Origin of the sequence: Nonomuraea sp. LPB2021202275-12-8, from assembly GCF_037044575.1 — a bacterium.
GTDB lineage: Bacteria > Actinomycetota > Actinomycetes > Streptosporangiales > Streptosporangiaceae > Nonomuraea.
In genome coordinates this window covers 290,439-312,983 of record NZ_JBAHWD010000003.1, presented here as the reverse complement: position 1 = coordinate 312,983, position 22,545 = coordinate 290,439, and the positions used below count along the sequence as shown (strand labels likewise).

Annotated in this window: 20 protein-coding genes; 18 read left to right on the top strand and 2 right to left on the bottom strand. The window is 67.6% G+C overall.

Features of this window, described 5'->3' with window-relative positions:
• Positions 1-18: 18 nt before the first annotated feature.
• The 6 genes from V5E28_RS07710 to V5E28_RS07685 all read left to right on the top strand — a co-directional run bounded on the left by V5E28_RS07710 (position 19) and on the right by V5E28_RS07685 (position 6,000).
• The gene (locus tag V5E28_RS07710) at positions 19-1,377 is read left to right on the top strand and encodes a uracil-xanthine permease family protein (protein ID WP_336205704.1); all 1,359 of its coding nucleotides are present in this window, start codon (positions 19-21) and stop codon (positions 1,375-1,377) included.
• Entirely contained in the window at positions 1,374-2,282 is a 909-nt protein-coding gene (locus V5E28_RS07705; protein WP_336205703.1) for an FAD binding domain-containing protein, read from the top strand. Before V5E28_RS07710 ends, V5E28_RS07705 begins: the two co-directional genes overlap by 4 nt.
• The gene (locus tag V5E28_RS07700; RefSeq protein WP_336205702.1) at positions 2,279-2,761 is read left to right on the top strand and encodes a (2Fe-2S)-binding protein; all 483 of its coding nucleotides are present in this window, start codon (positions 2,279-2,281) and stop codon (positions 2,759-2,761) included. The genes V5E28_RS07705 and V5E28_RS07700 overlap by 4 nt, the downstream gene beginning before the upstream one ends.
• Positions 2,762-2,780: 19 nt before the next feature.
• On the top strand, positions 2,781-5,129 hold the full coding sequence (gene cutA / locus V5E28_RS07695) for an aerobic carbon-monoxide dehydrogenase large subunit (RefSeq protein WP_336205701.1): 2,349 nt from the start codon (positions 2,781-2,783) through the stop codon (positions 5,127-5,129).
• A gap of 36 nt (positions 5,130-5,165) precedes the next feature.
• Positions 5,166-5,498 (top strand): leucine-rich repeat domain-containing protein, encoded by a 333-nt coding sequence (locus tag V5E28_RS07690; protein ID WP_336205700.1) that lies wholly within the window; start codon positions 5,166-5,168, stop codon positions 5,496-5,498.
• Positions 5,499-5,568: 70 nt separating this feature from the next.
• Positions 5,569-6,000, top strand: coding sequence for a hypothetical protein (locus V5E28_RS07685; RefSeq protein WP_336205699.1), 432 nt, complete (start codon positions 5,569-5,571; stop codon positions 5,998-6,000).
• A 19-nt stretch (positions 6,001-6,019) separates the two neighbouring features.
• On the opposite strand, the gene V5E28_RS07680 is transcribed toward V5E28_RS07685, so the two are convergent.
• Positions 6,020-7,048 (bottom strand): LacI family DNA-binding transcriptional regulator, encoded by a 1,029-nt coding sequence (locus tag V5E28_RS07680; protein WP_336205698.1) that lies wholly within the window; start codon positions 7,046-7,048, stop codon positions 6,020-6,022.
• Positions 7,049-7,148: 100 nt separating this feature from the next.
• On the opposite strand from V5E28_RS07680, the gene V5E28_RS07675 reads away from it, so the two are divergent.
• The 12 genes from V5E28_RS07675 to fxsT all read left to right on the top strand — a co-directional run bounded on the left by V5E28_RS07675 (position 7,149) and on the right by fxsT (position 21,656).
• On the top strand, positions 7,149-8,378 hold the full coding sequence (locus V5E28_RS07675; protein WP_336205697.1) for an amino acid ABC transporter substrate-binding protein: 1,230 nt from the start codon (positions 7,149-7,151) through the stop codon (positions 8,376-8,378).
• Entirely contained in the window at positions 8,375-9,253 is an 879-nt protein-coding gene (locus tag V5E28_RS07670; RefSeq protein ID WP_336205696.1) for a branched-chain amino acid ABC transporter permease, read from the top strand. Before V5E28_RS07675 ends, V5E28_RS07670 begins: the two co-directional genes overlap by 4 nt.
• A complete protein-coding gene (locus V5E28_RS07665; RefSeq protein WP_336205695.1) occupies positions 9,237-10,226 on the top strand; it encodes a branched-chain amino acid ABC transporter permease in 990 nt (329 codons plus the stop codon). Before V5E28_RS07670 ends, V5E28_RS07665 begins: the two co-directional genes overlap by 17 nt.
• Positions 10,223-10,954, top strand: a complete 732-nt coding sequence (locus tag V5E28_RS07660) for an ABC transporter ATP-binding protein (RefSeq protein ID WP_336205694.1) — start codon at positions 10,223-10,225, stop codon at positions 10,952-10,954. Before V5E28_RS07665 ends, V5E28_RS07660 begins: the two co-directional genes overlap by 4 nt.
• Complete coding sequence (locus tag V5E28_RS07655; protein WP_336205693.1) at positions 10,947-11,678, top strand: ABC transporter ATP-binding protein; 732 nt, start codon at positions 10,947-10,949, stop codon at positions 11,676-11,678. The genes V5E28_RS07660 and V5E28_RS07655 overlap by 8 nt, the downstream gene beginning before the upstream one ends.
• A gap of 68 nt (positions 11,679-11,746) precedes the next feature.
• Positions 11,747-12,223, top strand: coding sequence for a hypothetical protein (locus V5E28_RS07650; protein ID WP_336205692.1), 477 nt, complete (start codon positions 11,747-11,749; stop codon positions 12,221-12,223).
• Between the two features lie 32 nt (positions 12,224-12,255).
• A complete protein-coding gene (locus tag V5E28_RS07645; protein ID WP_336205691.1) occupies positions 12,256-13,143 on the top strand; it encodes a DUF4231 domain-containing protein in 888 nt (295 codons plus the stop codon).
• Between the two features lie 193 nt (positions 13,144-13,336).
• Positions 13,337-13,519, top strand: a complete 183-nt coding sequence (gene fxsA / locus V5E28_RS49460; RefSeq protein WP_442945785.1) for an FxSxx-COOH cyclophane-containing RiPP peptide — start codon at positions 13,337-13,339, stop codon at positions 13,517-13,519.
• A gap of 17 nt (positions 13,520-13,536) precedes the next feature.
• A complete protein-coding gene (locus tag V5E28_RS07640; RefSeq protein WP_336205690.1) occupies positions 13,537-15,756 on the top strand; it encodes an FxsB family cyclophane-forming radical SAM/SPASM peptide maturase in 2,220 nt (739 codons plus the stop codon).
• Positions 15,753-16,526, top strand: coding sequence for an aminoglycoside N(3)-acetyltransferase (locus V5E28_RS07635; RefSeq protein WP_336205689.1), 774 nt, complete (start codon positions 15,753-15,755; stop codon positions 16,524-16,526). The genes V5E28_RS07640 and V5E28_RS07635 overlap by 4 nt, the downstream gene beginning before the upstream one ends.
• Before the next feature lie 25 nt (positions 16,527-16,551).
• Positions 16,552-17,763 (top strand): TIR-like protein FxsC, encoded by a 1,212-nt coding sequence (locus tag V5E28_RS07630; protein ID WP_336205688.1) that lies wholly within the window; start codon positions 16,552-16,554, stop codon positions 17,761-17,763.
• Entirely contained in the window at positions 17,760-21,656 is a 3,897-nt protein-coding gene (gene fxsT, locus V5E28_RS07625) for an FxSxx-COOH system tetratricopeptide repeat protein (RefSeq protein ID WP_336205687.1), read from the top strand. The genes V5E28_RS07630 and fxsT overlap by 4 nt, the downstream gene beginning before the upstream one ends.
• On the opposite strand, the gene V5E28_RS07620 is transcribed toward fxsT, so the two are convergent.
• Positions 21,625-22,509 carry an alpha/beta fold hydrolase gene (locus tag V5E28_RS07620; protein ID WP_336205686.1) on the bottom strand — a complete coding sequence of 295 codons (885 nt, stop codon included), beginning with the start codon at positions 22,507-22,509 and terminating at the stop codon, positions 21,625-21,627. The genes fxsT and V5E28_RS07620 overlap by 32 nt on opposite strands.
• Positions 22,510-22,545 lie beyond the last annotated feature (36 nt).

Sequence of the window (22,545 nt, the reverse complement as noted above, 5' to 3'; positions counted from 1 at the left end):
GGGCGAAAAGGGGCGCACATGGCTCTGGGGTGGACCAAACACGGAGACGGCAAGCACCTGGCCCCCGGCGAGGTGGTCAGGCCGGACGAGCGGCTGACCTGGCCCCGGATGTTCGGGTTCGGCGCACAGCACGTGGTGGCGATGTTCGGGGCGACGTTCGTCTTCCCGCTGGTGATGGGGCTCGACCCCAATGTCGCGATCATGATGTCGGGCGTCGCGACCATCCTGTTCCTGCTCATCGTCAAGGGGAAGGTGCCCAGCTATCTGGGCACCAGCGCCTCGTTCGTGGGCGGCGTGCTGGCCATCAGGGCGCTGTTCGGCGGCGACACGGCGGGCGCCGACGCGATCGTGACCGGGGCGATCCTGGTCGCCGGGCTGGTGCTGGCGCTGGCGGGCGTGGCCGTGCACTTCCTCGGCGTACAGGTGATCAACCGGATCTTCCCGCCGGTGGTCACCGGCGCCGTGGTCATGCTGATCGGGTTCGGGCTGGCGTACGTGGTGGCGGACGTCTACTGGCCGCAGGACCAGTGGATGGCGCTGGTCACGATGCTGGTGACGTTCGTGATCGTGGTGGCGTTCAAGGGGTTCATCGGCCGGATCGGCATCCTCGTCGGGCTGGTCGTCGGCTTCCTGCTCTCCCTGGCCGCCGACCGGATCTTCGGCATGGTGCCCGCCTACAGCGACGGCGTCACGAACATCGCCGCCCACTTCCGGGTGGACCTCGCCCCCGTCGGCGAGGCCGAATGGTTCGGCTGGCCGAGCATGCACCTGCCGGACTTCGAGACCTCCGCCGTGCTGCTCGTGCTACCCGCCGTCATCGCGCTGGTCGCCGAGAACATCGGCCATGTCAAGGCCGTGGGCGAGATGACGGAGACCGACGTCGACCCGTACGTGGGCCGCGCGATCGCCGCCGACGGCGTCGCCACCGTGGTCACCAGCGCGGTCGGCGGCTCGCCCACCACCACCTACGCCGAGAACATCGGCGTCATGGCCGCCACCAAGGTCTACTCCACCGCCGCCTACTACATCGCCGGCGTCATCGCGATCGCGTTCGGGCTGGTGCCCAAGTTCGGCGCGCTGGTGTCCGCCACGCCGTCCGGCGTGCTCGGCGGCGTCACCGTCATCCTGTACGGCATGATCGGTCTTCTCGGAGCGAAGATCTGGATCGAGAACCGGGTGGATTTCGCGGACCCGGTGAACATGGTCCCGATCGGCGCGGGCATCATCCTGGCGATCGGACCGGTGAAGCACTTGATCAGCGGGGACTTCAGGCTTGAGGGCATCGCGCTCGGCACCATCGTGGTGGTGGGCGGCTGGCATCTGCTGCGCGTCATCGCCGGGCGGACCCCCGAGCCGATCAGGAGCGACGCCGGGTGAAGCCGCCGCCGTTCGAGTACCACGCTCCCCGCGACCTCGGCGAGACCCTGGAGGTCCTGGCCACCGCGGGGGCGCACGGCAAGGTGCTCGCCGGCGGGCAGAGCCTGATCCCCATGCTCAACATGCGGCTGGCGGCGCCCGCGCACCTGATCGACATCAACCGGCTGGAGTCCCTGGCCGTGATCGACGTGACGCCCGCGGGCGTCACCGTGGGCGCGCTGGCCAGGCACGCCGAGGTGGAGCGGGCCGGCGCGCACCCGCTGATCGGCAAGGCGCTCAGGCTGGTCGCCCATCCGGTGATCCGCAACCGGGGCACGGTCGTCGGCAGCCTCGTGCACGCCGACCCGGCCGCCGAGCTGCCCGCGGTGCTGGCCGTCCTGGGCGGCTCCGTACGGCTGGCCCGCCGGGGTGACGGCGGCGAGCCGGCGCGCGGCGGCCAGGTGGTGACGCTGCCCGCCGGGACGGCGGAGCGGGAGGTGCCGGCGCGGGAGTTCTTCGCCGGGCCGATGGAGTCGGCGATCGAACCGGGCGAGCTGGCCGTGTCCGCGCACTTCCCCGCGCTGGGCGAGAGGTCGGGGACGGCGTTCGTGGAGGTGGCGAGGAGACACGGCGACTACGCGCTGGCCGGGGTCTGCGCCGTGGTGGGACTGGACGAGGATTTGCACATCGAGTCGGCCAGGGTGGCCTGCGTCGGCGTCGGGCCGGTGCCGGTGGTGGTGGACGTGAGCGGCGCGTGCGAGCGCCGTCCCGCCGTGAGCGTCGACTGGCCCGCGGTGGCCGCGGCGGTGCGGGAGCGCACCGACCCGGAGGGCGACGTGCACGCCTCGGCCGCCTACCGCCTGCACCTGGTGGGCGTGCTGGCCGAGCGGGCCCTGCGGGAAGCGGCGAGAGAGGCGGCGGCATGACGGCCGAGCACGAGATCACCCTGGTGGTGAACGGCACCGCCCGCCGGGTGCGGGTGCCCGGGCGCCTGCTGCTGTCGGACTGCCTGCGCCACGAGCTCGGCCTGACCGGCACGCACGTGGGCTGCGAGCACGGCGTGTGCGGCTGCTGCACGGTGCTGCTGGACGGGCGGCCGGTGCGCTCGTGCCTGACGTTCGCGGTCACCGTGGACGGCCGCGAGATCACCACGGTGGAGGGGCTGGCCGGGCCGGACGGGCTCTCGCCGGTGCAGCGGGCGTTCGCCGAGTGCCACGCCCTGCAGTGCGGCTTCTGCACGCCGGGCTTCCTGTGCACGGTGACCGCGCTGCTGAAGGAGAATCCGGCGCCCACGGACGAGCAGGTGCTGGAGGGCATCTCCGGCAACCTGTGCCGCTGCACCGGCTACCAGAACATCGCCAAGGCCGTCCACCGCGCGGCCGAGCTGCTGGCCGAAGAGTCGTGACCGCGAGGAGGCGAGGCCCGTGACCACCAGGCTGTTCGGGGAGCCGGTGCAGCGCCGGGAGGATCCCAGGCTGCTCGCCGGCCTCGGCCGCTACCTCGACGACCTGGGCTCCGGTGCGCTCGCCGCCGCGTTCGTGCGCTCGCCGCACGCGCACGCCCGCATCCGCGACATCGACGTGACGGCCGCCCTGGACGTCGACGGGCTGGTGGCGATCTACACCTGGGAGGACCTGCCCGAGCGGGTCGGCCGCCCGCTGCCGCTGCTGATCCCGCACCCGGCGCTCACCCACGGCCGCACCGCCTACCCCCTGGCCAGGGACGTCGTCAGGCACGTGGGCGAGCCCGTGGTCATGGTGGTGGCCACCGACCGCTATCTGGCTGAGGACGCCTGCGCGCTGATCGAGGTGGACTACGAGCCGCTCAAGCCGGTCGTCGGGCTGGAGGAGGCGGCGCACGGGGCCGCGCTGGTGCACGAGGACGTGCCAGGGAACGTGGGCGCGCACCTGGTCCAGGAGGTGCCCTCGACCACCGGGCGCGGCGCGGCCGAGGCCATCGAGGCGGCCCCCCACACGCTGGCCTTCAGGCTCGACATCGAGCGCAGCGCCAGCATGCCGCTCGAAGGCCGCGGCGTGTACGCCCGCTGGGACGGCACCGACCTGCGCGTCTACTCCAGCACCCAGACCTCCACCAGCGTCCGCATGGCCATCGCCGCCGCGCTCGGCCTGCCGCTGCCGCACGTCGAGGTGATCGCCCCCGACGTGGGCGGCGGGTTCGGCGTGAAGATCGTGCACCCGTGGCCGGAGGAGGTGCTGGTGCCGTGGGCGGCCATGCTGCTCGGCCGCGAGATCAAGTGGACCGAAGACCGGCGCGAGCACTTCATCTCCTCCGCGCACGAGCGCGGCCAGGTGCAGCACGTGCGGGTCGGCTTCGACGACGATGGACGGGTGCTCGGGCTGGACGTGTCGATCCTGCACGACCACGGCGCCTACACGCCGTACGGGATCATCGTGCCGATCGTCACCTCGACGCAGTTGCTCGGGCCGTACCGGATCGGTGCCTACCGGGTCGAGTTCACCGCCGTCTACACCAACACCGTGCAGGTCACGCCCTACAGGGGGGCGGGACGGCCGCAGGGCGTCTTCTGCATGGAACGGACCATGGACAAGATCGCCCGCCATCTGGGCAAGGACCGTACCGAGGTGCGGGAGGTCAACTTCATCCGGCCGGACGAGTTCCCGTACGACCAGGGAATGATCTTCCAGGACGGGCGGCCGCTCATCTACGACAGCGGCGACTACCCGCGGATGCTGCGCATGGTGAAGGAACTGATCGGTTGGGACGACTTCCGGCCCGAGCCCGGCAGGGGCATCGGCATCGGCTGCTACGTCGAGGGGACCGGCGTCGGGCCCTACGAGGGCGGGCACGTGCAGATCACCTCCGACGGCCGGGTGCACGTCTCGACCGGGCTCACCTCGCAGGGGCAGGGCCACGAGACCGTGTTCGCCCAGATCGCCGCGACCGAGCTCGGCGTGCCCATCGAGCGGATCTCCGTCGTCACCGGCGACACGCGGCGCTTCGGCTACGCCGTGGGCACGTTCGCCTCCCGCGCGGCCGTGATGAGCGGGAACGCGATCGCGCTGGCCTGCGCCAAGGTGCGCGAGAAGGCGTTGCGGATCGCCGCCGGCGCGCTCGAGGCCGACCCGGCCGATCTGACCATCAGCGAGGGGCTGGTGCACGTGGTGGGCGCGCCGTCCGCCTCCATCCCGCTGTCCACGGTCGCGGTGCTGGCCAACCCGCTGCGCTACGCCTTCGACGAGGAGACGGCCAGGGCCACCCAGTTCTCCGGCGCCGCCGCGACCGACCGGCCGCCCGTCGTCGAGGGGGAGGAGCCGGGGCTGGAGGGGCGCGACTACTACTCGCCGATCAGGTCCACGTTCGCCGCCGGCATGCACGCGGCGATCGTGGAGACCGACCCGCTGACCGCCGAGATCAAGGTGGTGCGCTACGCCGTCGTGCACGACTGCGGCAGGCTGATCAACCCGATGATCGTGGAGGGGCAGATCCACGGGGGAGTGGCGCAGGGCATCGGCGGCGCACTCTACGAGCGGATGGTCTACGACGCGGACGGGCAGCTGCTCAACGCCTCCTTCATGGACTTCCTCATGCCGTACGCCACCGAGGTCCCGCACATCGAGACCGGCCATCTGGAGACGCCGTCACCGCTGAACCCGCTGGGGATCAAGGGCGCGGGGGAGGCCGGGGTGATCCCGGTCTCCGCGGTGATCGCCTCGGCCATCGAGGACGCGGAGGGCATCGAGATCGACCGGATGCCGATCTCCCCGTCGGAGCTGTTCGACCTCCGGGGCTGACCGGAGGGGCCGCCCGGCACGCGGGCGGATCTCGCTGTGGCAGGATCGGCGGCATGGCCGATCGGCGGCCTGGGCGCCCTGCGCGAGCTGCATCTGCGGGGCAACGCGCTGACCGGGCTGCCCGCCTCCGTGGCCGCGCTGGGCGAGCTGCGCGTGCTGGACCTGCGCGACAACCGGCTCCGCGCGCTGCCGGAGTCGCTGGCGCGGCTGCCCCGGCTGACCCACCTCGACCTGCGCAACAACCGCCTGCGGGAGCTGCCCGCCGAGCTGCCCGCGCTGGAGAAGCTCGACCTGCGCTGGACCAAGCTCGACGGCGACCCGCCGGTCCTGCGCCGCCTGGCCGAACGCGGCTGCGTCATCCTGCGCTGACGTCAGCGCCGTTCTCAGAAGACCTGGGCATGAGCTGAACCCGGGCAGAGAAGGCTGCGTATCTCCGCACATGACGACTTATTCACGTCTGACCGCTTTCGCGCTGCTGGTCGGGCTCGTCGCAGCGTGCTCGCCCGGAGGCGAAGACGGCGGGAGCGGCGGCGGCTACGTCGCGGCCGGGAACCAGGACACCGTCGTGCCTCTCACCGTGGAGGAGCTCTCCGCCCAGGTGGACTGCGAGCCCCGCATGCAGGTCGACGCGAGCGACATCCGCACCGGCTACTGCAAGACCGACGCCGGAGAGTTCTTCGTGAGCACCTTCATCAGCGAGGACGGCAAGAACGCCTGGATGGACCAGGCGCCCGAGTACAAGCCGCACCTGGTGGGGCCGCTGTGGACGGTGCTGGGCGACCTCAAGACGCTCAAGGCGCTGCAGGGGCCGCTCAAGGGCGACCTGCACCTGAAGGACCACCGCGTCAGCCCGACTCCGGTCAGCGGCTGACGCCAGGCCGGCGAGGCGGTCAGGGCGCCGGAGCGGTGGACGCCCTGACCACCAGCTCGTGCGTGGTGCGGCGGCGGCGTGGCCGGGAGGCGGGCGGTTTGAGCGCCAGCTCCAGCGCCTGCCGGCCCATCTCGATCATGGGCAACCTGATCGTGGTGAGCGCCGGGAAGACATCGGCCGCCACCGGCACGTCGTCGAACCCGGCGACGGAGATCTCCGCCGGCACCCGGCGCCCGCTGGTGAGCAGCCAGGACAGCGCGCCGACCGCCATCGGGTCGTTCAGCGCGACCACGGCGGTCAGCTGAGGGTGGGCGCCGACGAGCCGGGCGGCCGCCGCGGCGCCGCCCTCGCGGGTGAAGTCGCCGTGCGCCACCGGGATCGCCGCCCAGTCCAGCCCGGCGGCCTCGACGGCCGCGCGCAGCCCCGCGAGCCGGTCCTCGACGGTGGTGAGGTTCGCCGGCCCGCCGACCACGCCGACGCGGCGGTGGCCCAGCTCCAGCAGGTGCCGCATGAGGGTGACGCCGCCGTTGACGTTGTCGGGCAGCACCGCGTCGACCGGCAGGTGATGGCGGCCGATCACGGTCACCCGGCCGCCCGCGGCGGTGAACGAGCGCACCTCGGCGGCGGTGCCCGCTTCGCCGCTCGCCTCGACGTAACCCGAGCCGGCCAGCACGATCGAGGTCACCCGGTGCGCGCGCAGCGCCCGGATCCTGGCCAGCTCGGCTCCGGGGTCGCGCTCGGTCTGGCTGATGAGCGCGAGATAGCCGCGGCGGTCGGTCTCGCGCAGCACGCCCCTGGCGATCTCCCCGAAGTACGGATCGCCCACGTCGTGCACGATCAGCCCGACCATCGACGCCTGACCGCCGGCCAGCGCCCTGGCATGGCTGTTGGGCACGTACCCGACCTGGGACGCGACCGCCTGCACGTGCGCGGCGACCTCGGAGCTGACGCCGGCGCTGCCGGTCATGGCGCGTGAGGCCGTCGCGAGCGAGACCCCGGCGGCCCTGGCCACATCGATCAGCCGGGGCGGGGAAGGCACTCCAGCCATCGCACTCTCCCCCTTGTCTGGCGGTGAATCGCGTGTAATCGTGACCGAAAGCGCTTGCGAAAGCGCTTACGCACTACCTCTTCTCACGGAGGCGCCCCCCATGGCAAGAGTTCTCAAGGTCCTGGCGATGACCACGATAGTGAGCTTGGGACTGGCGGCCTGCGCCAAGACCGACGAGCCCGGGGCGGCGGCGTCCCCCGGGCAGGGACCAGTCAGGATCGGCATCTCACTCCCGCTGACCGGCGACTTCTCCGAGCCCGGCAAGGGCATCCAGGAGGGCTACCAGGTCTGGGCCGACCGGGTGAACGCCAGGGGCGGCCTGCTCGGCAGGAAGGTCGAGCTGATCTTCCGCGACGACGCCTCCGACCCCAACAGGGTCAGCTCCGACTACGAGTCCCTGATCACCCAGGACAAGGTCGACCTGGTCTTCGGGCCGTTCTCCTCCCGCCTGGTGATCCCGGCCGCCAAGGTCGCCGAGTCCTACGACATGCTGTTCGTCGAGCCCGCCGGCGCCGCCAAGGAGGTCTTCGAGCAGGGCTTCAAGCGGTTGTTCTACGCCGCACCCGCCATCGCCGACGACCACTACGACTACCTGGCCGACTACCTCGTCAAGTTACCCGCCGGCGAGCGGCCCAAGACCGCGGCGTACGCCAGCCTGGACGACCCGTTCGCGCAGGGCACCGCCTACGGGCTCAGGGACAAGCTGGCCGCGGCCGGCATCGAGACGGTGGTGGACGAGGTCTACCCGCCGGAGACCACCGACTTCGCCCCCATCGCCGCGAAGATCGCCGCAGCCAAGCCGGACATCGTGGTGGGCGGCACGCAGTTCGAGGACTCCGTGGGCCTGGTGCGCGCCCTGCAGGAGCTGAAGGTGCAGCCCAAGCTGGCAGCCTTCTCCACCGGGCCGACCCTGTCGGAGTTCCCCGCCGCGGTGAAGGGCGCCGCCGAGCACATCCTGTCGCCTGTCGGCTGGTCGGCCCGCTCCGGCTTCACCGGCAACGACGAGTTGGTCAAGCGCTACCAGGAGATGTTCGACGGCGAGGCCAACGAGGACGCGGCCAACGGCTACACCGTCGGCCAGGTCGTCGAGGCGGCCGTCAACGCCGTCAAGTGCGTCGCCCCCACCAAGGAGTGCCAGGACAAGCTGACCGGGCACCTGCGCCGGTCCACCTTCGACACCGTCGTCGGCCCGCTCTCCTTCGACGACCAGGGCAGGCCCGAGCAGGCGCACATGATCCAGCAGTACGTGGACGGCAAGGTCGAGATCGTGCTGCCCGAGGGCTCGCAGGCCCAGACGACCAAGCTGGTCTACCCGAAGAAGCAGTGGTGAGCCTGCTCCTGCAGGGGCTGGCCCTGGGCGTGCTGACGGGCGGGCTCTACGCCCTGCTCGCCTCGGGGCTGTCGCTGTACTTCGGCGTCATGCGGGTGGTGATGGTGGCGCATCCGGCCTTCCTGTTCCTGGCCGCCTACCTGGCCTACACGCTGCACACCGCGCTCGGCGTGGACCCGTTCCTGACGCTGCCGCTGACCGTCCCGGTCTTCTTCGCGCTCGGCGTCGCGGTGCAGCGGCTGCTCATCGCCAGGCTGGACCCCGGCAACGTGGCCATGATGTCGGTCCTGCTCACCTTCGGCCTCGCGCTCACCATCGAAGGGCTCCTCGGCACCGTCTACAGCGGGTCCTACAAGTCGATCAGCATGGAGTACGCCACCAGGTCGCTGTCGGTCGGCGGGGTGCACCTGCCGTACGACAAGATCATCGCTTTCGGGGTCGCGGCCGTCACGCTCGGCGTGCTGTTCGCCGTGCTGATCAGGAGCAGGTTCGGCCGGTCGCTGCGCGCCACCATCCAGCACCGGGAGGCGGCCAGGCTGGTCGGCATCCACACCGAGCGGGTCGCCGGCTATGGCTTCGGGCTGGGGCTGGCGACCGCCGCCGTCGGCGGCACGGTGCTGGCGCTGATCACGCCGTTCTTCCCCGCCTCGCACTGGGTGTGGATCGGCAAGCTAATGGCCATCATCGTGGTCGGCGGCCTCGGCAGCGTCCTCGGCGCGGCGCTCGCGGCGGTGATGCTCGGCGTGGTCGAAGGCGTCGTGCTGGTGACGGTCGACGCGACCTGGGCGACGATGATGTTCTACGTCTTCCTCTTCCTCACCCTGCTGGTGCGCCCCCAGGGGTTCTTCGGAGGCCGCCTTGCGCATCGCTTCTAGAGGGCTCCTGCTGCTCGGCGCCGCGCTGGCGATCGGCTACCCGTGGCTGGTGCCGAACTACTACCTGGTCTACGCCGGGGTGCTCACCGTGATGTACGCGGCGATGGCCACCTCGTGGAACCTCCTCGGCGGCTTCACCGGCTACGTCTCGCTCGGCCACTCGGCGTTCTTCGGGCTCGGCGCGTACGGCACCGGCCTGCTGGTGACCCGGCTGGACGTGCCGTGGGTAGCCGCCCTGCTCGCCTCGGCGCTGCTGGTCACGGTGTTCGCCGTGCTGGTGGGGATCGCGGCCGTCCGGGTGCGCGGCGCGTCGTTCGTGATCGTCTCGATCGCGCTGGTGTCGATGATGAACCTGCTCGTGCAGGGGTGGCGCTCGCTCACCGGCGGTTCGACCGGCCTGCAGGTGCCCTCGCCCTTCCCGGGCCTGCACCGGGGCGAGACGCATCTGGTGTTCTTCTACCTCTTCCTGCTGCTGCTCGCCCTGGCGCTGGCGAGCTGGTGGTTCATCGGCCGCTCCCGCTTCGGCGCGGGGCTGCGGGCGATCAGGGAGGACGAGGACAAGGCCGAGTCCCTCGGCGTGCCGACCGCCGCCTACAAGGTCGCAGCCTTCGCCCTGTCCGCGCTGTTCGTGGCCCTGGCCGGAGGCCTGTACGCGCTCTGGTTCGGCAGCCTCGACCCGATCTTCGTCTTCTCCATCCTGATCGGCTCCTCCATGGTGCTGATGAGCCTGCTCGGCGGGGCCAGGCACCTGCTCGGGCCGCTGCTCGGCGCGCTCATCGTGGCCCCGGCGGGCGAGTACTTCCTGGTCGCGCTGGGCGAGACGCAGATCCACCTGACCGCGACCGGGCTGCTGCTCATCCTGGTCGTCCTCTTCATGCCGGAGGGCATCATCGCCAGGTTCGCCGGGAACAGGGACACGGCCTCCATCCCGGAGCAGAGCGCCGGGCAGCGGCTGGAAGGGGCGGCCCGATGACCTCGCTGCGCACGCACGGGCTGACCAAGGCCTTCGGCGGGGTGCTGGCCGTGGACGGGGCCGGCGTCGAGCTCCGCGACGGCGAGATCAACGCCCTGATCGGCCCGAACGGCTGCGGCAAGACCACCTTCTTCAACCTGATCACCGGAATGATCAGGCCCGACTCCGGCCGCGTGACCTACCGCGGGCGCGACATCACCGGCCATTCGCCGCACCGCGTCGCGCACGCCGGCATCGGCCGCACCTTCCAGCTCTGCCGGGTCTTCCCCCGCCTGACCGTGCTGGAGAACATGCTCGTCGCCGTCCGCCGCACCCGCCTGCGCGAGCTGCTGGCCGGGCTGCACGACAAGGGCGAGGTGGAGCGGGCCCGCCACTGGCTGGGCCGGATGGGCATCGACCACCTGGAGCGGGCCGAGGCCCGCCACCTGTCCTACGGCCAGCAGAAGCTGCTGGAGCTGGCCGCCGTCCTCATGGCCGAGCCGGACCTGGTGCTGCTCGACGAGCCGGCGGGCGGCGTCAACCCGGCGCTCATCGACCGCATCGTCACCCTGGTGCGCGACCTCAACGCCGAGGGCCGCACGTTCCTGGTGGTCGAGCACAACATGGACATGGTCATGGGCATGAGCGACCACGTGATCGTCTTCGACCGGGGCAGGCCGATCGCGGCAGGGCCGCCCGCGACGGTGCGTAACGACCCCCGCGTGCTGGAGGCGTACCTAGGTGTCTGAGGTCGTGCTGTCCCTGGAAGAGGTCGTGGCCGGCTACGGCGCCGCGGCGCCGGTGCTGCGCGGCCTGTCCGTGACGGTCAGAGCCGGCGAGGTCGTCTGCCTGGTCGGCCCCAACGGCGCGGGCAAGTCCACCGCGCTCAGGGTCGCCAGCGGGCTGCTCGCGCCCAGGTCGGGCCGGGTGACGCTGGCGGGCCGCGACGTCACCGGCCACTCGCCGCAGAAGCTGCTCGGCCTGGGGCTGGCCCACGTGCTGCAGGGGCACAGCGTCTTCCGCGAGATGACGGTGGCCGAGAACGTGCGCCTCGGCGGCTACACCGTCCGCGACGCGGCCAGGCTGGACCGCCGGATCGAGGCGGTCAAGGAGCTGTTCCCGGTCGTCGCCGAGCGGTGGGGGAGCATGGCAGGGCTGCTGTCGGGCGGGCAGCAGAAGCAGGTCGAGTTCGCCCGCGCGCTCATGCTCGAACCCGCCGTGGTGCTGCTCGACGAGCCGTCGATGGGGCTCGACCCGCGCACCACCCAGACCGTCTTCGACCAGATCGACCTGATGCGCCGCGCCGGCGTCGCCGTGCTGCTGGTGGAGCAGAACGCGCGCAGGGCGCTGGAGACCGCAGACGTCGGCTGCGTGCTCGACCTCGGCCGGGTGCACATCTCCGGTCCCGCGCGCGAGCTCGCTGCCGACCCGCGGCTCGGCAGGCTCTACCTCGGCGGCACCGTCGCCACCTGAACCCGATGGTGTGTCCGCGCATCGGATGAGGGACATCTCTTGGAAAGCCATGCCGGGCAGGAGGGCGCGTGCGCATTGCGATCAGCGGACACCGCGATCTCAGCAGGGAGACTGCGGAAATGGTCCGGTCGGCGATTCGAGAAATCCTGCGGCCCCTCGCCGATTGCCTGGTTGGAGTGTCGTGTCTAGCCCCAGGCGCCGACCAGATCTTCGCCGATGTGGTGCTGGAACAGGGCGGTCGCCTCGAGGTGGTTGTGCCGGCGAGGCAGTACGGGGTCGAGCTGTCGGAATCACTCCGGCGTGCCTACGACCGATGGCTCGGACTCGCCACGATTGTGCGCGAGCTGCCATTCGAGCTACCGTCGCCGGAGGCGTACGCATCGGCCAACGGACTACTGCTGAAAGGCGCTGACGTGCTGCTCGCCGTCTGGGACGGTCGGCCGGCCAAGGGGGTGGGAGGTACGGCCGACGTGGTCCGAGAAGCCAGATCGCGGGCCATCGAGGTGCAGATAATCTGGCCCCTAGGTGCCCACCGCGAGGCTTGACGTGCCGGTGGAGTCAAGGTCCTCTCGGAATCATGGATGACGCCCACTATCCTGAGCTGTTCCGTACCGCAGACGGCAACGCGGCTGTCGGACAACGCAAGTTCCTTGTCTCGACGATATTGCGCCTGGCTTCCCTCGTGACAGCCGCGGTGTTCGGCACTTTCAGTATTGACCACGGGCAGGTGAACATCGCCGCCCTGATCACCGGCTCGGCGTTGGCGGTGGCGCTGGTGGTAGAGGTCTACCTGCTCACGGCCCGGCCCGACAGGCACTGGTACGAGGCCAGGGCGGCTGCGGAGTCCACCAAATCGCTGGCCTGGCGTTACATCGTCGGCGGGCAGCCGTTCGCCTTGGAAGGTGGGCCGGGCGACGCCGATTCGCTGCTGCTGAAAAGGATGATGCATATTGTCGCTCACCTGCGAGGATTTACGCCTGTGCCGCCCCCCGAGGACGGCGAGGCGGTGACTGCGGAGATGCGGAGGATTCGCGGGCTCTCCCTGAAGGACAGGCAGGCTTTCTACCGCCGCGGACGCATCCAGGATCAGCGAGGGTGGTATCGGAGCAGGACGCTGAGGAACGAGCGGTCGGCGGTCGGCTGGTCCGTCCTGCTGGCGTCAATCGAGGCGGTCGGCCTGATCGCGGCCGTACTCGGGGCCGCTCAGATCATCGAGCTTGACGTCCCGGGCATCGTGGGGGCGTTGGCAGTGGCAGGGATCGCGTGGACTCAGACTAAGCAGTATCGCCAGGTCGCACAGTCGTACGCGGTGACTGCCTTCGAGCTTGGGACGATCGCCGTCGAAGAACGTTGGCCGACATCCGAGCCAGAATGGGCGCATTTCGTGGACGAAACCGAAGAGACCATATCGAAGGAGCACATGCTGTGGGCCGCTTCACACAGTCTCGAGGTGACGGGCCCTTGACCTCACCGATAGTTTTCTGTCACCTTTTTCGGGCGACAACTGCTTTGCAATTCGTCGACCAGGACTGACGGTGATAGGCCTGTCCGCAGCACGCAGCCATTAGACTCGACGGCGGACGGCAGCCTTTGCTGGTCTTGGTCGGCGGCTGGCTGTCCCCTTAGCTCTCATTTTACACCAAGAAGGATGGGGAATCATGGCGACGACCGGCCAGTTGCGAGATGGTTTCATCTCGGACCTAGCGGATTTCGCTGATCTGCCGCTTTCTGAGATGGAGGCTGTCGGTGCAGGCGAGTTGGCTCTCGCTCTGAGCCGTATCATGCCCGAATCCGGGAAGAGTCGTCGAGTGCCTGTTGCTGCCTTCAGCTCGTCCATCTAAAACGGACAGGGCGGGCCATGAGTGATAAAATCGCCCCTTTTTCTCAATTTGTTATCAAAGTCCACAGTCGCTGTGATCTCGCTTGTGACCACTGTTACGTGTACAAAAAGGCCGATCAGACATGGAGGGCGCGCCCAAGGGTGATCTCTGACGCGACCGTCCGTCAAGCGGCCGGTCGCATCGCCGAGCATGCTCGGTCGCACGCCTTGGAGAAGGTTCACCTCGTGTTGCACGGCGGCGAGCCGCTACTTGCCGGCCCTGCGCGGCTTGGTCGGATTCTAAGCATCCTGCGGTCCACTCTCGCGCCGATTTCCGCGCTGGACATTCGGATTCACACCAATGGCATCCTCTTGGATCAGCGGTTTTGTGATCTGTTCGTCGAGCATGACGTGAGCGTGGGCGTGTCGCTCGACGGTGACCGGCAGGCGAATGATCTCCACAGGAGGTACGCCGATGGGCGTAGCAGCTACGATCAGGTCGTTCGGGCGGTGCAGTTGCTGCGGCGTAGACCGGAGCTCTACGGCGGCATCTTGTGCACCATTGACCTGGATAATGATCCCGTGGCCGTCTACCGTGCACTTCTGCCACTCGACCCGCCGCGCATTGATTTCTTGCTCCCACACGCGACTTGGGATTCCCCGCCCGAGCGCCTGGAAAGTCAGCCGACGGCATATGCCGACTGGCTCCTGTCAATCTTTCGCTGTTGGGAGGCGGACGGGCGGCCAGTGGGCATCCGCATCTTCGAGTCGATCATCCGCACAACATTGGGATTGTCCAGCCTGACCGAAGCGATCGGACTGGAGCCCAGCACACTGGTGGTCATCGAAACCGACGGCGCGTATGAGCAGGTGGACTCGCTGAAGGTCGCCTATGAGGGCGCCCCTGAGACCGGAATGGATGTTTTCCGCCATAATTTGGACGCGGTTGCTCGGCACCCTGGGGTGATCACGCGCCAGACAGGCTTGGCCGGGCTTAGTCAGACCTGTCGGGAGTGCGCCGTAGTCAAGAGCTGCGGAGGCGGTCTCTACCCGCATCGGTACCGGAGTGGGACGGGGTTCGCCAACCCTAGTGTTTATTGTGCAGACCTGTACAAGCTAATCACCGAGGTCCAGGGAACGATCAAGGTGCATCGGCATGTCCTTCCTGAACGCACCCTTGACGAACTTGCACGTGGGCTGGGCCGCGACCGCGATGTCCAATGGCTCGCTGCGTCCCAGCGAAGCGTGCAGCGTGTCCTGATGACCAGTGTGCGCAATCAAGAAGACGCCCGAGCGGGCTGGGACGTGCTCGTCGGGCTGGAGTCTCGCGCGCCGGAGGCGACACGCCGGGTGCTTGCCCATCCTTACATCCGCGTCTGGGCCGTGCTTTGCGTGCGGGGGGAGGCGCCGGCCCGCTACCTGGCGAACATCGCCGCTGCCGCTGCGGTGCGCGCCCGGGTCGAGGTCGAGTTGGAAGTCCACGTACATGGTGGCGCGGTCTACCTACCGACCGTGGCAACGTTTGGGCCGGTTCAAGGTGACACGGCCACGCTGACCGCGGCCCCAGACGGTGTGCTTATCAACGGGCGCGAGGTGGTCCCCCGCCCGGCCCGCACCATGCAATCGGGCGGTTTTGAGATCTTGCTAGAAGACTCAGACCCGTACCGCGATTGTCATCAATGGCCTGCGGCTCCCCCCTTGTCCGACGTGCAAGCCGTTGTTTGGCAGACGGCGTTTGACGCCGCATGGCGGCTAATTGAGCGCGAGTATCCCCGATATGCCGAAGGCATCCGTGCCGGCCTGTCTACGGTGACGGTCCTTGCTCCGGCACCCTCGGGACGTGAGGCCAGTTCGACCGCCAGACAGGCCTTCGGGGCGGTGGCCGCGGCCTTGCCGGATGACCCCGCGACATTGGCCCTGCTGCTGATGCACGAGTTCCAGCACGTCAAGCTGGGTGGCGTGCTGGATCTGTTCGATCTATACGACGAGAGCGACCAGCGGCTCTTCCCGGCGCCGTGGCGTGATGATCCGCGCCCTCTCGAAGGCCTGCTGCAAGGTACATACGCCCACTTGGCGGTCACAGACTTCTGGCGTGTATACGAGCCGGACGGTGAGCGGTTCCTGCGCTGGGGGCGCCACACCGCGCGGGCGATCGAGGTGCTTGCAGAGTCCGGCTCGCTCACGCCACTCGGCTACCGGTTCGTGGCTCGTATGCGTGAGGGTGTCGGCCCGATGCTCACCGAAACAGACCTCACGTGAGCCGACTCGCGGACGAACTGCGCGCACTGGGGGTGCGAACAGGTCAGGTGTTGCTGGTACACGCGTCCATGCGGCAGTTGGCGTTAGGTTGTGCGGCCGCCGCCGTAGTGGCTGAGCTACGCGAGCTACTGGGGCCTAGGGGCACGCTGGTGGTACCCGCGGGTACAGCGGGCAACTCCGACACCTCTCCGCTCTATCACCAGGCCATCGACGGTATGACTCCGGCTGAAATTCTCGGCTACAGAGAGCAGATGCCTGCTTTCGACCCCGCGACGTCACCTTCCCAGGGGATGGGATGTCTCGCTGAGACTGTGCGTACCTTGCCAGAAGCGGTTCGGAGTGCTCATCCGCAGACGTCGTTCGCCGCTGTGGGACCGCTCGCGGCTCGACTCATGGATGGACACGATCCCCAATGTCACCTGGGCGAAAGCTCTCCACTGGCCAAGCTGTACGAAGTGAACGCCGACATCCTGCTCCTCGGGGTTGGTTACGATCGGTGCACCGCCTTGCATCTAGCCGAATACCGCTACTGTGCCAGCCCTCCTCGCCGTCGCTACCGCTGCGTGGTTGATTTCGGCCACGGGCGGCAATGGTGGGAATACGAGGATGTTGACCTCGATTCCGGTGATATGGTCCGACTCGGCGCGGATTATGAAATATCCCAAAATGTCGCTATCGGTCGGGTTGGCCAGGCTCGATGCCGAATGATCTCTATGCGGAGTGCGGTTGATTTTGCCACCCTCTGGTACGCGCAATGGAGAAAGGTGTAGTAAGTACCACAGCGAAGGGGGGCAGATGTCAGTCGGCCGTAGGGGTCCATACTTCTTCCTGAGCTACGCGCGGCTGCCTCAGCAGCGCTTCAACCCAGACGTCAACCTGAACGAACCGATCTTCAAGCTGTTCCGAAACCTCTGCAAGCACATCCTTCACATGACCAGCTGCACCGATGTGGAGGCCGGTTTCATGGACCAGAAACTGGATTCGGGGGACCGCTGGACGGACCAGCTCGCGGAGGCCTTGGCCACGTGCCAGATATTCGTGCCGGTGTATTCTCCCCGGTATTTCAGCAGTGAGGAGTGCGGAAAAGAATGGGCGGCCTTCCTGCATCGTGTCCACATGCAGCGCGACAGCGAAGGCAGGGAACCTCAGGCGATCGTTCCCCTGGTCTGGCATCCCGTTCCTCCCGACGAGTTGCCCACCGTGGCCAAACCGATCCAGTACTCGCTGAAGAATATGAACGAGCGCTACCTGCGTGACGGCTTCTACGGATTCACTGAGTTACCCGGGCTCCGGAGCCACCTTCGGCAGGCGACCTTCGATCTCGCCAAGCGCATCGTGTCAGTCGCCGCGGCCACAAACGTCGCCCCATGCGATCCGCTGCCGTATGACAGTCTCGCCAGCGTCTTCGACGACTATGGGATGCGGCACCCTCTCAAGGTGACTGTCGTTGCCTCCGTCACCGAGACGCTTCCCGGAGGTCGTGACTCGTATTACTACGGACATGTGCCCGCTGAGTGGAATCCCTTCCGTGTCCCGGGCAATACCAAGCCGCTTGCGGAATGCGCCCGCGAATTGGCGGAGGCGCAGGGATACCAGGCCGAGATCGTCAGCTTCGAGCAGCACTCGGAGCAGCTGCTCGGCACCGAGCAGCCGGAAGGGCCGGCCGTGATGCTCTTGGACGCCTGGGAGACGGCGCACGCTCGTCGACGAGAGGAACTCCTCCGCCTCGACCAGCGCGGCCGCCAGTGGATCAGCGTCATCGTTCCTTGGAACAGCGCGGACCTGCAGACTGAGCACGCCAAGGAGAGACTCAAGGACGGCTTGCGTGAGGCGCTGCCGACCAAGTACGGCAGCCCGGAGTCCTGGGACGTCGCGTCAATGGAGGCGTTCCGTCTTGCCTTTCCCGAAACCGTCGCCAGGGCAGCTGGCCACTTCTTCAGGACAGTCAGAACGTTCCCCCCGAGCGGGCAGACAGGGCGTAAGCCGAGGTTGATGGAGGATCCATGACGGACAGTGAGTACGAGGGCCAGGTCATCACGTTCTACTCCTACAAGGGTGGCGCGGGCCGGACGATGGCTCTGGCCAACACGGCGTGGCTGCTCGCGAGCAGCGGCCTGCGTGTGCTGGTAGTCGACTGGGACTTGGAGTCGCCCGGCCTGTACAAGTACTTTCATCCGTTCCTCGACAGCCGTCTGGTCGGGTCGAGCCAAGGTGTCATTGACATTGTCAGCAACTACTCATGGGCTGCCACGCGCGAACACGAGAGTGACGATTGGTACCGCGACTACGCCCGCGTTTCGCCACACGCCGTGCCGATCGAGTGGGATTTCCCCGGTGAGGGTGTGCTGTACTTCCTTTCCGCGGGCCAGCAGAATCGCGATTACTCTTCGATCGTCACCACTTTCGACTGGGACAACTTCTATGGCCGGGTCGGCGGAGGGTCCTTCCTGGACGCTTTACGCGCCGACATGAAGGCCAAGTACGACTACACCCTGATCGACAGCCGGACTGGGCTGAGTGACATCGCCGACATCTGTACGATGCAGATGCCCGACGTCCTCGTGGATTGCTTCACGATGGCTGACCAGAGCATCGAAGGAGCGGCCAAGGTCGCCCGTTACATCGACGAACGGTACGCCGACCGCAATATCCGCATCCTCCCCGTCCCGACTAGAATCGACGACGGTGAGAAAGAGAAACTCGACGCGGGCCGTGCACTCGCACGCAGCAAGTTCGAAAATCTGCCCAAAGGCATGAGCTCGGAGGAGACGAGCCAGTACTGGGGCATGGTGGAAATCCCGTACAAACGATTTTACGCATTCGAGGAGACGCTGGCGGTCTTCGGTGATCTACCAGGGTCACCTACATCTCTGCTCGCGGCGTTCGAGCGGCTCACAGGGGCGATCACTAAGGGCCGGGTGACCTCCTTCCCGGGCATGGACGAGGGCCTGCGTTCCAGGTTCTTGGAGGTATACACCAGGAAACAGCCTGCGCAGCAGGTCGACATCCTGCTCAGCTACGTGCCCGAGGATCGGATGTGGGCGGATTGGGTGTCCGGGCTCCTCACCCGCGCTGGCTTCAGGGTGGTTCCCCAAGTCGCCGGTATGAGTCTCCCTGAGGGAGAAAGCCGTGTCCTTCTGCTCTTGTCCGGTGCGTACGCCCGCGTCGCCCGTTCCACTCAGGTCCCACATCCGCTCGTCGGCACGGATGCCTTCGGCGTCCGGCCAGTGGTTCCGTTTCTAGTCAGCGAGTACCGGGGGGCGGTCCCCTTTACCGAGGCTCCGGCGATCGACCTGACTTCTCTGGGCGCCGAGCAGGCAGCCGAAACCCTATTACGTGCGGTGGGCAAGCCGGACCAGGTGTCCGGTTACGACGTGCCAGCAGTGTCGCCGGCGTCAAGGTTTCCCCTGAACGCGCCGGATGTCTGGAGCGTGCCGACCAGGAATGCCGCGTTCACCGGCCGGAGCACCCTCCTTGAGCTTCTGCGCGACCGGCTGGTCGACGGCGACCACACGGGCGTCCGACCGCAGGCTCTGTTCGGCCTGGGCGGAGTCGGCAAGACACAGATCGCCCTCGAATACACGCACCGGTTCAAGGCGGACTACGACCTGGTGTGGTGGGTACCCAGCGACGACGCAGGCGAGATCAACCGCTCACTCGCTGCGCTGGCCGTGCGACTGGGCATTCGGTTTGGTGACAGCATCGCGGATGGCGCCAAGGCGGCGCTCGAGGCATTGCGGCGCGGTGAGCCGTACACTCGCTGGCTGCTCGTCTTCGACAACTCGGATGACGCCGACATGTTGCGTCCGTTTCTGCCTGGTGGCACGGGCCACGTGCTGATCACCTCTCGCAGTCAGGCGTGGTCCAGCGTGGCGGTCACGCTGGAGATCGACGTGTTCAGCCGCGAGGAAAGCGTTGAGCACCTGCGGCGACGGGTGCGCAGCCTGGATCCTGCTGACGCCTTGCGCATCGCGGACGCTCTGGGTTACCTGCCCCTGGCGATCGAGCAGGCGGCCGCCTGGCTGCAAGAGACCCGCATGCCGGCCCCGATGTACGTGATAGAGCTGGAGACACAGACTCTCAGCACGCTCGACCTCAATCCGCCTGACGACTATCCGCACTCGGTAGCGGCTACTTGGGAGATTTCCTTCAATCAGCTCAACGTGCGTTCCCCCGCTGCCGGGCGTCTGCTCCAACTCTGCGCGTTCTTCGCGCCCGAGTCGATCTCCCAGTCGCTGATTTACAGCGATGAGATGCTGGAACTGTTGAGGGCGTTCGACAGCTCTCTACGTGACAAGCTCGTGCTGGGCCGGATCATCAGGGATATCGGCAGATACGCGCTGGCCAAGGTGGACCAGGGCAACAACACCATCCAAGTGCACCGCCTGGTACAGAAGGTCATCCGCTCGCGCATGCCAGTGGAGGAGGCGCTCAAGGCAGGGCACGAAGTGCACGGCATCCTGGTCGGAGCCCGGCCGCGGCAAGGAGAAGTGGATGACCCAGAGAACTGGCCCAGGTATGAGCTCATTTGGCCTCATCTGAGCCCGTCCGGTGCTATTACGTGCACCGAGGACCAGGTGCGCCTGCTACTCACGGAGTACGTGCGCTACCTGTACAAGCGCGGCGACTTCGAGAACGCGCTAGCTCGTGGTCAGGAACTGGCTGAGATCTGGGCAGTGGAGTTTGGCCCCACGGATGGGCAGCGGCTGCACCTGCAGTTCCAGATCGCCAACGTGTTGCGCTCCTTAGGGCGCTTCGAGCAGGCCCGTGAACTGGATGAGGCGGTGCGCGAGGCTCAGCTAGACCTGTACGGGGACAGTCACTACTACACGATGCTGACCTCTGGTTCATTGGCAGCCGATCTACGTGCCCTCGGCCGGTTCGACGAGGCGCTGCGGATGGACAGGGAGACCTACGACCGATGGAAGGACACCTACGGCGAGGACTACCCTCGTTCGCTCACCGCCGCCAACAACCTGGCCGTCTCCTACCGCCTGGTTGGTGACTGCTACAGCGCCATGGAACTGGACCAGGAGACTCGCCGGCGGATGCAAGCCAGCTCCGTGATGGGACCGTCGCACCCAGACACCCTCAACACCACGCAGAATCTGGCCCGCGACATGCGGGAGGCGGGTGAGTACCATTCGTCGATCGAGTTACTCAAGGGAGCGCTGGCGCTGTACCGGGATGTTCTGGGAGAGAACTACCTCCACACCTTGCGGGCCGCCAAGAGCCTGGCCGTCTCGTTGCGCAAGATCGGTCAATACAAAGAGGCGCTGGCCCTGGTGCAGGACACCTACCAGCGTTATCAGCGGCTGCACCCCTCCGCCCCAGAGACAAAGGCCGCCGCCCTGGAGGTGGCCGCCTGCATGTCCGTTATAGGCCACAAGGAGAGCGCCCGCGACATGACAGCAAAAGTGGTCGAGGAGTACACGGAGTTGCTCGGGGCCGACCACCCCTACACGCTAGTGGCTGGGAACAATTTGATGGTCCTCCGCCGGGCTGTCGGCGACGTGGACCTGGCCTACAGAGAGGGCGGGCAGGTACTCACCGCATTCCGCCACCGGCTCGGCGAGACCCATCCCTTCACCTTGGCGTGCACGGTGAACCTGGCCAACTGTGCTGGCCATCTGGGTGACATCGAACGGGCAGCATCACTCGAGCGGCATGCACTCGACGGGCTGCGTCAGTGCTTCCGTCCCGGCCACCCCGACACCGTGGCATGCCAGGCCAACATGGCGATCACCTTACGTGATGCTGGCGACCAGGTCGAGGCCGAACGATTGCATGGGGAAGCCTTGGCGGCGCTGTGCATCGTGCTGGGGGAGAGCCACCCTAGCGTCACGGCTGTGCGCGAGTGGGAGCGGCTCAATCGAGATCTGGAGCCTCAGCCGACCTGAGCCACAGCAGCACCTCCGGCAGCACGTCCAATGCGCCGAAGTGCGCAGCGTCTCGCTGAATCCGAACAAGCGCCCCGGGAATGCGGCTGCCGAGCCAGTTTGTGTGGCCGACAGGGGAGAACACGTCGTCCTCACCGTGCCAGAGGAGGGTCGGTACGGAGATGATGGCGGGGTCGAATCCCCACGCGTTATTGAGCGCGAGCACATCGTCCACCCAACCATCCGCGGAGTGGCGCAGGCCCTCGGCGAAGTTGCGTACCAGCATCCGTCGGATGCCGTCGTCGGCCACCACCCTGCGGTCTGACTCGGGTACCTGCTGGTAGAGCCGGAGGACCTTGCTGAACGGATCGGCACGGATCTGTTCGGCGGCCACAGCCAGCCGGGCCGCCACGGCAGTCTGGCCCGCTCGTGCCACGCTGTACTCCACAACATTCGACTCGTGCATACCGTCGAACCACCGCAACCCCTCCGCCTCTGGCGGGGCGAGCCCTACCAGAGCGGCGGCCCTAGTAATCAGGTGTGGGAGTAGCGCCGCACAGGCAAGCGCGTGCGGTGCCCCTCCTGAGCGCCCGACTACAGCGAGCCTGTCGAGGCAGAGCGCCTTCGCAATAGCTTCCACGTCCGATGCCACATCTGACACGGAGCGGCCGGGCATCCGATCCGAGTAGCCGTATCCTGGGCGATCGTAGCTTATCAACCGGATGCCCAACCGATACAGAACCCCGGCTCTGGGAGACGGTCCAAACCTGCTGCCCGGAGTGCCGTGCAGCAGTAAGATGGGCGAGCCGTCCGGATTCCCCCTCTGTTCGACTGCGAGCTTTCTCCTGTCCGATGTGACCATCTCGATGGTCAAGGAGCACCTCCCGCGGCGTAACGCTCACAGTTGGTT